Origin of the sequence: Streptomyces pratensis, from assembly GCF_016804005.1 — a bacterium.
GTDB lineage: Bacteria > Actinomycetota > Actinomycetes > Streptomycetales > Streptomycetaceae > Streptomyces > Streptomyces pratensis_A.
The window spans coordinates 6,559,112-6,571,638 of the sequence record NZ_CP051486.1; the positions used below are offsets into that span (position 1 = coordinate 6,559,112).

Annotated in this window: 15 protein-coding genes and 1 pseudogene; 7 read left to right on the forward strand and 9 right to left on the reverse strand. The window is 67.8% G+C overall.

The annotated features are described in order from the left end of the window. Window positions 1-17 precede the first annotated feature (17 nt). Together HED23_RS27310 and HED23_RS27315 are read left to right on the forward strand one after the other, a co-directional pair. Window positions 18-1,199 carry a sensor histidine kinase gene (locus HED23_RS27310; protein WP_203186034.1) on the forward strand — a complete coding sequence of 394 codons (1,182 nt, stop codon included), beginning with the start codon at window positions 18-20 and terminating at the stop codon, window positions 1,197-1,199. Continuing rightward, window positions 1,200-1,877: a response regulator transcription factor gene (locus tag HED23_RS27315; RefSeq protein ID WP_203186035.1), complete on the forward strand. Its 678-nt coding sequence runs from the start codon at window positions 1,200-1,202 to the stop codon at window positions 1,875-1,877. An 89-nt stretch (window positions 1,878-1,966) separates the two neighbouring features. Here HED23_RS27315 and HED23_RS27320 read toward each other — a convergent pair. Then, window positions 1,967-2,278: pseudogene (locus HED23_RS27320) on the reverse strand (transposase); the annotation flags it as partial. 1,073 nt (window positions 2,279-3,351) lie between these two features. Here HED23_RS27320 and HED23_RS27325 point away from each other — a divergent pair. After that, window positions 3,352-3,804 carry a VOC family protein gene (locus tag HED23_RS27325; protein ID WP_203186036.1) on the forward strand — a complete coding sequence of 151 codons (453 nt, stop codon included), beginning with the start codon at window positions 3,352-3,354 and terminating at the stop codon, window positions 3,802-3,804. Window positions 3,805-3,840: 36 nt separating this feature from the next. On the opposite strand, the gene HED23_RS27330 is transcribed toward HED23_RS27325, so the two are convergent. After that, a complete protein-coding gene (locus HED23_RS27330) occupies window positions 3,841-4,818 on the reverse strand; it encodes an ArsR/SmtB family transcription factor (protein ID WP_238442118.1) in 978 nt (325 codons plus the stop codon). Window positions 4,819-4,927: 109 nt separating this feature from the next. Here HED23_RS27330 and HED23_RS27335 point away from each other — a divergent pair, with 109 nt between their 5' ends. Next, a complete protein-coding gene (locus tag HED23_RS27335) occupies window positions 4,928-5,401 on the forward strand; it encodes an integrase core domain-containing protein (protein WP_203186038.1) in 474 nt (157 codons plus the stop codon). A gap of 43 nt (window positions 5,402-5,444) precedes the next feature. On the opposite strand, the gene HED23_RS27340 is transcribed toward HED23_RS27335, so the two are convergent. The 5 genes from HED23_RS27340 to HED23_RS27360 form a co-directional block, all read right to left on the reverse strand. Continuing rightward, window positions 5,445-5,852 (reverse strand): PIN domain nuclease, encoded by a 408-nt coding sequence (locus HED23_RS27340; protein WP_203186039.1) that lies wholly within the window; start codon window positions 5,850-5,852, stop codon window positions 5,445-5,447. Continuing rightward, entirely contained in the window at window positions 5,849-6,082 is a 234-nt protein-coding gene (locus tag HED23_RS27345; RefSeq protein ID WP_015577068.1) for a type II toxin-antitoxin system VapB family antitoxin, read from the reverse strand. The genes HED23_RS27340 and HED23_RS27345 overlap by 4 nt, the downstream gene beginning before the upstream one ends. Window positions 6,083-6,833: 751 nt before the next feature. Beyond that, a complete protein-coding gene (trxA, locus tag HED23_RS27350; RefSeq protein ID WP_203186040.1) occupies window positions 6,834-7,157 on the reverse strand; it encodes a thioredoxin in 324 nt (107 codons plus the stop codon). 26 nt (window positions 7,158-7,183) lie between these two features. Beyond that, window positions 7,184-8,167, reverse strand: coding sequence for a thioredoxin-disulfide reductase (trxB, locus tag HED23_RS27355; RefSeq protein ID WP_203186041.1), 984 nt, complete (start codon window positions 8,165-8,167; stop codon window positions 7,184-7,186). Continuing rightward, window positions 8,164-8,577 carry an arsenate reductase ArsC gene (locus tag HED23_RS27360; protein ID WP_203186042.1) on the reverse strand — a complete coding sequence of 138 codons (414 nt, stop codon included), beginning with the start codon at window positions 8,575-8,577 and terminating at the stop codon, window positions 8,164-8,166. The genes trxB and HED23_RS27360 overlap by 4 nt, the downstream gene beginning before the upstream one ends. A gap of 92 nt (window positions 8,578-8,669) precedes the next feature. On the opposite strand from HED23_RS27360, the gene HED23_RS27365 reads away from it, so the two are divergent. The 3 genes from HED23_RS27365 (at window position 8,670) to HED23_RS27375 (ending at window position 11,273) form a co-directional block, all read left to right on the forward strand. Beyond that, on the forward strand, window positions 8,670-8,978 hold the full coding sequence (locus HED23_RS27365; RefSeq protein WP_203186043.1) for an ArsR/SmtB family transcription factor: 309 nt from the start codon (window positions 8,670-8,672) through the stop codon (window positions 8,976-8,978). After that, window positions 8,975-10,081: an ACR3 family arsenite efflux transporter gene (gene arsB, locus HED23_RS27370; protein ID WP_203186044.1), complete on the forward strand. Its 1,107-nt coding sequence runs from the start codon at window positions 8,975-8,977 to the stop codon at window positions 10,079-10,081. The genes HED23_RS27365 and arsB overlap by 4 nt, the downstream gene beginning before the upstream one ends. A gap of 136 nt (window positions 10,082-10,217) precedes the next feature. Then, window positions 10,218-11,273 carry an ArsO family NAD(P)H-dependent flavin-containing monooxygenase gene (locus HED23_RS27375; protein WP_203186045.1) on the forward strand — a complete coding sequence of 352 codons (1,056 nt, stop codon included), beginning with the start codon at window positions 10,218-10,220 and terminating at the stop codon, window positions 11,271-11,273. A gap of 17 nt (window positions 11,274-11,290) precedes the next feature. Here the strand turns inward: HED23_RS27375 and HED23_RS27380 are convergent, their stop codons facing one another. Together HED23_RS27380 and HED23_RS27385 are read right to left on the reverse strand one after the other, a co-directional pair. Then, the gene (locus HED23_RS27380) at window positions 11,291-12,034 is read right to left on the reverse strand and encodes a TIGR02391 family protein (protein ID WP_055643694.1); all 744 of its coding nucleotides are present in this window, start codon (window positions 12,032-12,034) and stop codon (window positions 11,291-11,293) included. 75 nt (window positions 12,035-12,109) lie between these two features. Then, on the reverse strand, window positions 12,110-12,466 hold the full coding sequence (locus HED23_RS27385; RefSeq protein WP_109879344.1) for an ArsR/SmtB family transcription factor: 357 nt from the start codon (window positions 12,464-12,466) through the stop codon (window positions 12,110-12,112). Between the last annotated feature and the right edge of the window lie 61 nt (window positions 12,467-12,527).

A 12,527-nucleotide genomic window follows, 5' to 3' on the forward strand; every position in this document is an offset into this window, starting at 1 on the left:
TTCGCGACAATGGCCGGGTGAACACGGACGTAGCGCCACGGCTCGTGTGGTGGCAGCAGGCATGGCGGCTGGGTGCGGCCGCGGCAGTGGGGATACCGCTCTGGCTGTCCATCGGTGTGTTGCTGCGGGGGCAGACGGACGAAACGGGCGCGTGGTTCGTCATCGGTGATCCGCTGGTGGCCTTCGGCTGCCTGACGGCGCTTCTGTGGCGGCGGCGGTTCCCGCTCGCCGTCGCCATGACGGTCGTGATCGCCTCGACCGCGTCGGCACTCGCTTCCGGCGCCGCGTTCCTGGCGCTGGTTTCGATCTCCACGCGTCGTCGTCCGGTGGAGATCGGGGTCGTCGCTCTGGCCTTGGTGACCGCGTCACAGTTCACCGGCGGGTTCTACCCGGTCCAGAGCTCGCCCGGCCTGTTGTGGTACCAGCTCGCGTTCCCGGCACTGATCGCGGGCATCGCGGTGGCCATGGGCATGGCCATCGGGGGGCGGCGCGTCGAAGTGCGGTCCTTGCGAGAGCGGGCGGAGAGCGCGGAACGTGAGCAGACCGCACGAGCGGCGCAGGCACGTGCCCTGGAGCGGAACCGGATCGCCCGCGAGATGCACGACGTACTCGCACACCGGATCTCCCTGGTCGCCATGCAGGCCGGAGTGCTGGACCACCGCAGCGGCCTCACCACGGAGGAAAGCCGCGCGCTGGTCCGCGGTATCGCCGACGGCTCCCACCAGGCCCTGGAAGAACTACGGGATGTCCTCGGCGTGCTCCGGGCCGACCCGGGCCGCCCGGAACCACCCCAACCCTCCCTCGACCGCATCCCCGAACTGATAGCCGAAGCCCGCACATCCGGACTGGACGTCACGCTCACCGGCACCGTGGCGGGAACACCGTCCGATGCCGTCGGACGCACCTGCTACCGGATCGTCCAGGAAGGACTGACCAACGCCGCAAAACACGCCCCAGGTGCGCACGTACACATCACCCTCGAAGGAACAGCCGGCGACAACCTCAGCGTCAGCGTCCACAACTCCCCTTCCACCACGGCAACCTCAGGACCACCGACATCGGGATTCGGTCTGTTGGGCCTCACAGAACGCATCAGCCTCGCCGGCGGAGAACTCAGCCACCACAGCACACCCGACAACGGATACGTCCTCACGGCGCGGCTACCCTGGCCGAACCCCACCCACGAAAAGAGAGTATGAGTGGATACCGAGCGGGAGCGGGTGCGCGTCGTCATCGTCGACGACGACCGGCTGGTGCGGATGGCCCTGCGGCTCGTCATCGACGCCGAACCGGACCTGACCGTCGTCGCGGAAGCGGCCGACGGGGACGACGCGATCACCGTGGTGGACGAGCAGCGGCCGGACGTCGTTCTGATGGACGTGCGGATGCCCGGCCGCGACGGTCTCAGCGCGACCCGGGAACTCCTCACCCGACCGGCGCCACCGCGGGTGCTCATGCTGACCACATTCGACTCCGACGATCTGGTACTCGGCGCGCTGCACGCCGGAGCACTCGGGTTCGTCCTGAAGGACACCGAACCGGCGCGGATTCTCGACGCGGTGCGGACCGTCGCGGACGGCAACTCCGTGCTGTCCCCAGCGGCCACGGCACGGGTGATCGCCGCAGCCACCAGCCCGCAGTCCTCCTACGCTCGCGAATCTTCCCGCGAAGCCGCGCGGAAACAGTTGTCCGCACTGACCGAACGAGAACTCCAAACCGCCCGGGCCGTCGCGGACGGACTGGGTAACCCGGAGATCGCCGAGCGGCTGTGCATCAGCGTCGCGACCGTCAAGGCACACGTAGGCAACCTGTTCGCCAAGCTGGGGGTCGACAACCGGGTGCAGATCGCACTCCTGGTACGTGACGCAGAGGAATGATCCAGCCGCGCGCAGAGGGACGTCGACGCTGCTCCGAGAGGGCGGGGCCGGGGCGCCGCTGCCGGCCGGACAGGGCTCCAAGATCCTGTGTGGCGTGGGCAGATCTGCACGGCCCTGCGGGGCCGGACGGTCTCGTCCGCGTCGGGTAGGCCCTTCAGCCCGTCGCGGACGAGCATGAGTACGTCGTTCACGCCGCGGTTCTTGATCTCGGTGACGATGTGGATCCAGTGCTTGGCGCCCTCGCCGCCGTCGCCGACCCGCACAGCCCGAGGATGCCCCGCCGGCCGTCCGACGGCGGAGCCACGCAAACGGGCCGGCCGGCCACCGTGCCGTTGCGGATCTTCACGTGGATCGCGTCGATGAAGGTCCACGGCGTCCAGAGACACGTTCTGCCACTCGGCCGTGCTCACACCACGGACGGGCACCAGTGCAACCGGAACCGGCCGTCATGCACCACACGGCATAACCGGCGAGCCGAAGGCGGCGCCCGTCGACCAAGCACCGGCTGCTCCGGGACAGCGGCTGCACCTGCCGTGCGGACTCCCCGGGCTCGATGGACCAGCGCGGTCTCCCGGACGCCGGCGGCCTGTGCGCGGGGCTCCTCCCGTTGGGGGCGCCCCGTGGCCGAGGACGTGTCGCCGTTCAGACGAAGGCCGTGGGAGCAGCCACATCCCTCCCACCGGACGCGGCACCACAAAAGCCCAGGTCACAGCCGTGCGAGGCGTACCCTGACGGCCGGAAGCCCCACGTTTGCCGCACCACCGCGAGGCGACCGCCACACGCGAAAACGCCCCCGGAAAACACGTCTCCCCAGGTCAGAACGATTCTGCCTGGGGATGCTGGGTGGGGCGGGTGGGACTCGAACCCAAACGAGTGACGCCTCTCACCTGCGACGATGCCGAGATAGCGGACATAGCCACCCGTTTCCATCCGGCTGCGTCCCCCTCGACCCTGCTCGGATGGGCATCGGTTAGGCGTTCGCAACACCGCTCCCATCTCCGCCTTAGGCAAGCACCGCCCCCGAGGAGCACAGGGAGAGTTTCGCCCTCAGTACCGTTGACCGCCTCCGCACTGCGGTGGACTTCACGAGCTACGGCCGATCGCTGCCCAATACTCACGGTTACATTCCGTGGTGGAGGCCCTCTGGGATGCCATCTGCCGCAGAAGCTGGCTAAGACGTGATCTGTCTGGCCTTCCTGCTGACCGAACGCGCGACCGCGACCGTGATCCGGTCGCGGTCAACATCACAAGCGCGCTTCTCGCTCAGCCTCGGCAACGACGCCGGCCCTGTGACCGCAGAGCCCGCGGGTCGCCCTCCACTGAGGTGGCCGGGTCAGCCCGGTCGACGCTCCCGATCAATGGACCGGGCACCGTGACCTTTCGATGCACGTCGAATCGATTGGATGCCCACGCCCCTGGTGCCAGCCTGATCTCGGCAACTGCAGGACCCGGCCGTCCGATATCAGGAGACCTCATGATCTTCGTCAACATCACCACAACCGACCTCGATCGCAGCAAGGCCTTTTACACGGCGCTCGGCTGCGCCATCAACCCGATGTTCACCGACGAGAACGCCGCGTGCGTCGTCTGGGACGGGAACACGAACTTCATGGTCCTCACTCACGGGCACTTCTCGCAGTTCACCGACAAGCAGATCGCCGACCCGCACACGGTCGCCCAGGTGCTGCTGTCATTCTCGCGCGACTCGCGGGACCACGTCGACGGGACCGTCGACGCCGGTGTCGCCGCGGGCGGCCGTGAGCCGCGCCCCGCGCAGGACCACGGGTTCATGTATGGGCGCTCCCTCGAGGACCCGGACGGCAACGTCCTCGAGTTCCTCTACATGGAGCCCCAGGCAGCCCAGCAGGGTCCGGAGGCGTACGTCGCCGAGCACGGCGCGGGACCGGACCTCGTTCCCGGGCGGTAACCCCCGCGCCGGCCACGGATGCGCTTGTCCACCGCGTCAGACCCGGTGGACAAGCGCATCGCCGAGCGGCGTGCGCGCGTGCAGCACACGCCGCCCGGCACGCCGGGACGCGATGAGCCCGGCGGCGCGCAGGGCGTCAAGGTGGTGGGATGCAGTGGAAGCCGCGATCCCGGCCTCTCCTGCGGTCTCCGTCGTCGACAGCGACTCGCCGACCGCGACGAGCACCGCGGCCCGGCTCTCCCCTAGCAGGCCCGCCAGCGCATCCGTCGAATCGGCACGATGCCACACCTCGGACACACCGAGCGCGGGGTAGAACAGCGTCGGCTGCGCAGGCGGCTCGGTGAGCACAGCGCAGTGGCGCCCGAAGAACGACGGCACGAGCACGAGGCCCTGCCCCTGGCAGTCGACGATCTCCTCGTGTCGTTCCATCCGCACGCGCACGGTGTCGGCGCTCCACTCGACACCTTCGCCGAGATCGGCCGCCATCCCGGCCAGACCTTCCGCAGTCATCCGCCGCACCCGAGAGCCGATGTCCGCATGAAGAATGCGTTCGATCTGCGCCCAGTACGGCGCGAGCGCGGCCTCCCAGAGCGCCTCGACGTGGCGCACGATCATGACGCGGATCCTCGCGGGATCGGCCGCCATCCTCTCCAGCGCGGCCCGCGCGATGCCGGCGCTGCGGACCGCGCGCTTGTGCAGATCAACCGAGATCGGCTCGAGCGGCGCCTGTCGCAGCCGCTCGATCTCATCCTCAGGCGTGAGATCCCACGACGCGGCCGACGTGAACAGATCGGGCGCGTACCCGGTTTCGCCCACGACCAGGCGCAGCAACTCGAGGGACTCCCGCGGGACATCGTCGCGAACGGCGCGCAGCCATCCCCACTGCAGCGGCTGCTCCTGCGGTCGACTGAGGGCCCGCACCGCGTGGACGATCTCGTGCCCTGGCGACACGCCGAATCGAATGGTGGAAATGTCCTTCGAAGCAAGGCGGAACTCGACATATCTCTGCAGCACGTCGAGCAGGCTACCGCCGACACGACTCAGCCGACCGAGCGCGGCCCGCTCCGTGCGCGCCACTCGCGCCGGCCTCGACCAGGCGCTCGCCGTTGCGGATGGACACGTATTGGGCGAGCTCAACCGGTTGATGCAACACGCCCCGCACGAGGCCGACGCGTTGATCAACCACCTCCGCGACGGCTTCGGGGTCAAGCCCGTCGGTTGGGAACTGAACCTGTCGGTCTCCGCCTGCAACGCCCGCTGCCGGCGTCCGAAGTCCGCACGTCGGCGGCGCGCGACGACCACCTCGTCGCGGAGATCCGCCCCATCCACGAACACCTCGAAGCCGTCGACCGCGTCCGTCGGCTCCGTCGCCGACAGCTATGACGGCGCGATGGGCGAGGCCCTCAACGGCTCCTTCAAAGCCGAGCTGATCGACCACCACGGCCCGTGGCGCGACGCTGACCATGTCGAACGCGCAGTCGTCCAGTGGATCGGCCGGTACGACACCGAACGCCTGCACTCCGCCCTCGGCTACCTCCCACCCGAAGAAATCGAGGCCCGACGCCACCAATCCCGGACGACCACGAACATCGCCTGAAACCACGAAAACCCCGGCCGCTACGAAACTCAGGGCAGCTCAGTCAGGCGCGCACGTCTCGTTGCTGCACTTCCTTCAGGACCGCCCCCACCGTGGCGAAGTCGTTGTCCACGTGAAGCACCGTGTGACCGTGATGGACCGCCGTCGCACACACCAGGAGGTCGATGGCTCCGGCGGCACGGTGCTGCCCTCGCTGGGTGAGCTTGTACTGCGCGGCGTCGACCCAGCGCCACGCACTCTTGGGAACCGTGGCGAGATGGCAGAGGTCATCCAGCTCCTCGGCCAACTCGTCCCGATGAGCCGGGCTTGTGGCCGAGTAGAGGAACTCCGCCCTCGTGGGCTCGCAGATATGGAACACACCCGCAGCGATGTGCCCCTCCCAGGGACGCAATGCCCCCGGTGTACGAAAGAGGTGCCAGAGGGCGGACGTGTCGAGGAGGTATGTGATCACTCGAAGGCTGCCCGCCGGGCCTGCTTGGCCGCCGCATGCGCCGCAGCCGCAGCCTCGAACTCGCCCCGCTCACCTCGCGCGGCCAGCTTCTCGGCGGCCTCCAGTCGCTTGATGCGCGCCACGTAGTCCCGCAGAGCCCCGTTGACCGTCTCCTTCTTCGTCGAGACACCCATGAGACGCATCGCCTCAGCCAGCGCCTCGTCATCGAGATCGACCTGGGTCACAGACATATCAGCCACCCCTCACCCTGAGTCCATGATGTACATAACTACGATACATCACCAACATTCGCGGCGGCAGATCATCGAGCACGAGACGGAGAGGACCCGCCCCGGGCCTCCGAGCCGGCGGCCACGAGCCACATACCGAGCGGATGATGTCGATGCGGTGAGGCAGGGCGGCTGCCTCAGCAGCCGTGGGGAGCCTTCACCACGCACCCCATCGAAGACTCGAACAAAACCCCAGGTCACAGACCTCTTGACCCTCACAGGGGACACAAAACGGCACACGTTCGCCACACCGATTCGGGACACCCAATCCCGCGAAAACCGCGTTTCCGCAGGTCAGAACGTTTCCTCGGGGTGACTACTGGTGGGGCGGGTGGGACTCGAACCCATCCAAGTGACGCCTCTCACCTGCAACGATGCCGAAACAACGGACAAAGTGCCCCGTTTCCGTCCGCCTGGATCCTGCTCGATCCGACTGCAACGGGAACCGTGCGGCGTTCGCCGCACCACCGCCTCACGCAAGAGCTGCCGCAGAGGAGCCCGGGGGAACGATCGCTCTTGCCATCGCCGGATCTTCGTGATCTTGGAATTTCGGCCTACCGCCCCTCACCTTCGCGCAGCTACTTTCCGTAGCGAGCAACTCCCATCTTCGCTGACACGGAAAACGCTGAGAGGCACAAGCTACGGCTCGGTCGTCGGTCGGGACGGAGCGGTAGGCGGATCCAGCACCACGCTGGGCCAGCGTGATGCCCGGTCAGACGATGGCGTCGCCGAGGTCGCGTTCGAGCGCGGCTTTCGGCTTGGCGCCGACGATGGTCTTGGCGACATCGCCGTTGACGTAGAGGTTCATCGTCGGGATCGACATGACACCGTACTTGGCGGCCGTGGCCGGGTTCTCGTCGATGTTGAGCTTGACGATTTCGATCTTCTCGCCGCGCTCGGCCGCGATCGCTTCCAGGGACGGCGCAAGCTGGCGGCAGGGTCCGCACCAAGCCGCACAGAACTCGACAAGGACGGGCTTGTCGCTCTTGAGGACGTCCGCTTCGAAGGAATCGTCGGTCACGTTCTTGAGGGCCATCGGAGCCTCCTTGCCTATCGGGTCAGTCAGACAGTGGCCGCAGCCAGGGCCGGCTCGGCGGTCTTCTCGGCGTCGGCGAGGGCAGCAAGGTAGCGCTCGGCGTCCAGGGCTGCCGCGCAGCCGGAACCGGCAGCGGTGATGGCCTGACGGTAGGTGTGGTCGACGACATCGCCCGCGCCGAAGACGCCGGGGATGTTCGTGCGGGTAGAGGGAGACTCGACCTTGAGGTAGCCCTCGGCGTCCAGCTCCAACTGACCCTGGAAGAGTTCGGTGCGCGGGTCGTGGCCGATCGCGATGAACAAGCCCGTCGCATCCAGGTCCCGGGTCTTGCCGGTGAAGGTGTCGCGGAGCACGACCCCGGCAAGCATGCCGTTCTCTTCCTTGATCTCGGCGATCTCATTATCGAAGACGAAGGAGATCTTTTCGTCGGCGAAAGCGCGGTTCTGCATGACCTGGGAGGCCCGCAGGGCCGAACGCCGGTGGACGACGGTCACCGACTTGGCGAAGCGCGTGAGGAAGGTGGCCTCTTCCATCGCGGTGTCGCCGCCACCGACCACGACGATGTCCCGGTCACGGAAAAAGAAGCCGTCGCAGGTCGCGCACCAGGAGACGCCACGGCCCGAGAGTGCGTCCTCGTTCGGCAGGCCGAGCTTGCGGTAGCCGGAGCCGGTCGAGACGATCACGGCCTTCGCCCGGTGAACGGTGCCCTCGCTGTCCGTGAGCTCCTTGACGTCACCGGTCAGGTCGACGGAGACGATGTCGTCGTCGATCATCTCGGCTCCGAAGCGCTCCGCCTGGGCCCTCATGTTTTCCATGAGGACCGGTCCGTCGATTCCCTGCGGAAAGCCGGGGAAGTTCTCCACCTCGGTAGTGGTCGTGAGCGCACCCCCGACGAAGATCGAACTGCCGAACACGACAGGCTTCAGCTGGGCGCGCGCGGCGTACATCGCGGCGGTGTAGCCGGATGGGCCGGAGCCGATGACGATGACGTTGCGTATGTCCGCGCTCATGCCGTCTTCTCCGGGGCGATCTCGGCGATCAGGCCCTCGACCATGACCTTGATCTCGTCACGGATCGGGCGCACAGCTTCCACACCCTGACCGGCCGGGTCTTCAAGCTTCCAGTCCAGGTAGCGCTTGCCCGGGAAGACGGGGCAGGTGTCGCCGCAGCCCATCGTGATGCAGACGTCCGACTCCTTCACCGCGTCGACGGTGAGGATCTTCGGAGTCTCGGCGGAGATGTCGATGCCGACCTCAGCCATCGCATCGACGGCGGCCGGGTTCACCGCGTCGCCCGGGTTCGAGCCTGCGGAGCGGACCTCGACGCGGTCCCCGGCCAGGTGAGTCAGCCACGCGGCGGCCATCTGAGAGCGGCCGGCGTTGTGGACACAGACGAACAGCACAGAGGGCTTCTCGGGCATCAGGAGGTCTCTCTCGTCTCACGATCAGTTCAGGCACAAGTGACATCAGCGCCCGATGGCATCAGCGGCCACTGATGTGAAAGTATCAGTACATGATGACGTCAGTCGACACTGAACTGATCAGGGTGCTGGGCGATCCGCTCCGCTTCCAGATCGTGACTCTGCTCGCCCGCGAGACGCTGTGTGCCAGCCACCTGGTGGAGGAGACCGGCGCCCGGCAGACCAACCTCTCCAACCACCTGAGAGTGCTGCGCGAGGCGGGTGTGGTGGAGACCGAGCCGTGCGGTCGTTTCACGTACTACAAGCTCCGACCCGACGTCATCGCCCAGCTCGCCGGCCAGTTCACCGACCTGGCCGAGTCCGCCAGCAACGCCGCCGAGAACAAGAGGGCCTGTCCGTGACCCCCACCGAAGCACCCGCGACGACCGAGGACTCCTCGGTCGTCCAGAAGCTGTCCACCCTGGACCGCTTCCTCGCCGTCTGGATCCTTCTGGCCATGGCCCTGGGCCTCGGCCTCGGCCGTTTGATTCCCGGCCTGAACGACGCACTGGCGAAGGTGGAAATAGGCGGCATCTCCCTGCCCATCGCCGTCGGCCTGCTGATCATGATGTACCCGGTCCTCGCCAAGGTCCGCTACGACAAGCTCGACGCGGTCACCGGCGACCGCAAGCTGATGGTCTCCTCGCTGGTCATCAACTGGCTCATCGGCCCGGCCGTCATGTTCGCGCTGGCCTGGATCTTCCTGCCTGACCTGCCCGAGTACCGCACCGGCCTGATCATCGTCGGCCTGGCCCGATGCATCGCCATGGTCATCATCTGGAACGACCTGGCCTGCGGCGACCGCGAGGCAGCCGCCGTCCTGGTGGCCCTGAACTCGGTCTTCCAGGTCATTGCGTTCGGCCTGCTCGGGTGGCTCTACCTCGACCTGCTGCCGGGCTGGCTCGGCCTGGGCGAAGGCGAGACGCTCGACATCTCCATGTGGAAGATCGCCCTGAACGTCGTCATCTTCCTCGGCGTGCCCCTGCTCGCCGGCTTCCTCACCCGACGCCTGGGCGAGAAGAGGATGGGCCGCGAGTCCTACGAGGCGAAGTTCCTGCCGAAGATCGGCCCCTGGGCCCTGTACGGCCTGCTCTTCACGATCATCATCCTCTTCGCCCTCCAGGGAAAGACGATCACCTCGCAGCCGCTGGACGTGGTCCGCATCGCGCTGCCGCTCCTCGTGTACTTCGCGATCATGTTCTTCGGCACCTTCCTTATCGGCAAGGCCATCGGCCTGGCCTACGACCGCACCGCGACCCTCGCCTTCACCGCGGCGGGCAACAACTTCGAGCTCGCCATCGCGGTGGCCATCGGCACCTTCGGCGTGACCTCTGGCCAGGCGCTTTCCGGCGTCGTCGGCCCGCTGATCGAGGTCCCGGTCCTGATCGCGCTGGTCTACGTGTCCCTGGCCTGGCGGAAGAAGTACACCTCATCCGCGCTCACTACCAGCACCACACAGCACTGATGCACAGCCTCGGCTCTCGCCCACACCCCGCTGCCTGCACTTCGGCCCGCGTCATCATCCGGCCGATGGTGGGGGGAACGCTGCGCAGGGATGCGGCGGGAGCCGAGGTGCCCAGCTTCGGTACGGTGGTGACCTCGTGACGCGAGCGGTGGATGTAGTGGTGATCGGCGGCGGCCAAGCAGGGCTCGCCGCCGGTTACTACCTGCGTCGCCAGAACCTCGACTTCGTCATCCTCGACGCCCAGCCCACAACAGGCGGCGCGTGGCAGCACACATGGGACTCCCTCCGCCTGTTCTCCCCGGCCGCATACTCCTCCCTCCCGGGCTGGCTGATGCCCGTCCAGGACGGAGCGGAGTACCCGGACGCGGATCACGTCGTCCGGTACCTGTCCGCGTACGAAGAGCGCTACGCCCTGCCCGTTCAGCGGCCGGTCCAAGTAGAGGCCGTACGCCGTGATGGTGAGCGATTGCGGGTGGAGACGGACACGGGTGCCTGGTCCGCCCGCGCGGTCGTCTCGGCGACCGGGACCTGGTGGCGGCCCTTTCTCCCTGCCGTCCCCGGCCGCGAGACGTTCGCCGGCCGCCAGCTGCACACCGTGCAGTACCGCAGCCCTCGCGAGTTCGCAGGGCAGCGGGTCATCGTTGTCGGAGGAGGCAACTCCGGGGCACAGATCGCCGCCGACCTCGCAGCGCACACGGACCTGACCTGGGTCACCCAACGGCCTGCGCGTTTCCTGGCCGACGACATCGACGGCCGCGCACTCTTCGACGCCGCCACCGCCCGCCGCCGCGCCGTGGACACCGGGGACACGGACACAGGAGGCGTCGCCTCGCTGGGCGACATCGTCGCCGTCGCACCGGTCCGCGCCGCACGGGATGCCGGCCTCCTCAAGGCACAGCCGATGTTCGCCCGGCTCACCGAGGACGGTGCGGAGTGGGCGGACGGAACGAGAGCGGAAGCCGCAGCGGTCATCTGGTGCACTGGCTTCCGGCCCGCCCTGTCTCACCTCGCCCCGCTGGGCCTGCGCGGCGATCGCGGCCACATCCCCACCCACGGCACCCGGGCGGTGGACGAACCGCGCCTGCATCTCCTCGGCTACGGCGATTGGACGGGACCCGCCTCGGCCACGCTGATCGGCGTCGGCCGCCCAGCCCGGGACGCCGTCCGCGACATCACCACCCTGTTGGGCTGACGCTTCCCCGGGCGGAATCAGGGTTCGTCGAGGGCTGCGGCGTCCACCCAGCGCGCCAGGACGCTGAAGGCCGCGAGCTGTTCCAGGGCTTCGTGCTCCGGCAGTTCCGGCAGCCCGTCCTCATGGCTGTTGGGATTCCGGATGCCCGCAAAGCAGCCCTCGGCGAAGGACATCGCACCGCGGTGCACACTGCGGAAGGTGTCACTGCCGTCGTCCGCCATCAGACGAAGGCGAGGCTGACCGAGCTTGGCCGCGTCCTTGGAGAACACACTCTGGAACAGGGCGGTTTCGCTCACGTCGCGGCGTGCAACCTTGTTCTGGGTCTCGGCGTTGACCTTCCTGGCGGCGGCGGTGACCGCCTCACGGAAGTGCCCGCTCCGCCACAGGGACCTGGCCCCATCCCACACCCACCGGTGCATGGCCGCCGCACTGACCTGGGGTGCGTCGTCCCCGAGCCGCTCGCGCACCTCCGCCTCCCGCAGCAGGACAGCGTCAGCACGCTGGACCGCTTCACGGTGCTGGCACCAGCGGTTGACGGACTTGTTGCGGTCGTCGGGAACCTCAGTGCGCCATCGCGGCAGGACCCGGTCCAGGATCTGTTCCACGACCTGGGCACTCGCCACGATCTCGCGGCCTCCGCCGCGGTTGGCCAGGCGGCTGCTGAAGACGACCACGCCAGGTGGATCGGGCGGCGAGTACAGCTCGGTCAGCTTCAGGAAGCTGGCCAACTCGGCCCGGGCCCATTCGATATCGATGCTCATCAGAACATCATCCCTGCGGCCACTGACACCACACCGGCCTTTTACCCGCAGCGGATGGCGGGCCTGCCAGGGAGGTCAGGCGGCGGCAGACAGCAGCTGCCCCATGGCCGCGAGGACAGAGGGCTCCACGCGGTAGTAGACCCACGTTCCGCGCCGCTCAGAACTGAGCAGGCCAGCCTCCCGCAGCTTCTTCAGGTGATGGGAGACCGTCGGCTGGGAGACGCCCACGTCGGAGATGTCGCAGACGCACGCCTCGCCGCCCTCGTGCGACGCGACAGCGGAAAAGAGGCGCAGGCGGACCGGGTCACCGAGCGCCTTGAACATCTTCGCCGTCCGCTCGGCCTCCTCCGCACTCAAGGGCCGTTCGGTCAGCGGCGGGCAGCACGGCACGACAGCCTGCTCCAGCACGGGCAACGACCTGAGATTCGACATATGCCTATGTTGACACACATCGAATCAGCGGGCGAGGGGTGGCAGCCCACGCCCCTGCGAG

Coding starts and splice junctions, on each gene's coding strand:
- HED23_RS27345 (WP_015577068.1), bottom strand. CDS start 6,082: ATGTCTGTGACCCAGGTCGATCTCGATGACGAGGCGCTGGCTGAGGCG.
- trxB (WP_203186041.1), bottom strand. CDS start 8,167: ATGAGCGCGGACATACGCAACGTCATCGTCATCGGCTCCGGCCCATCC.
- HED23_RS27385 (WP_109879344.1), bottom strand. CDS start 12,466: ATGTCGAATCTCAGGTCGTTGCCCGTGCTGGAGCAGGCTGTCGTGCCG.
- HED23_RS27365 (WP_203186043.1), top strand. CDS start 8,670: ATGATGACGTCAGTCGACACTGAACTGATCAGGGTGCTGGGCGATCCG.
- HED23_RS27380 (WP_055643694.1), bottom strand. CDS start 12,034: ATGAGCATCGATATCGAATGGGCCCGGGCCGAGTTGGCCAGCTTCCTG.
- HED23_RS27325 (WP_203186036.1), top strand. CDS start 3,352: ATGATCTTCGTCAACATCACCACAACCGACCTCGATCGCAGCAAGGCC.
- trxA (WP_203186040.1), bottom strand. CDS start 7,157: ATGGCCCTCAAGAACGTGACCGACGATTCCTTCGAAGCGGACGTCCTC.
- HED23_RS27360 (WP_203186042.1), bottom strand. CDS start 8,577: ATGCCCGAGAAGCCCTCTGTGCTGTTCGTCTGTGTCCACAACGCCGGC.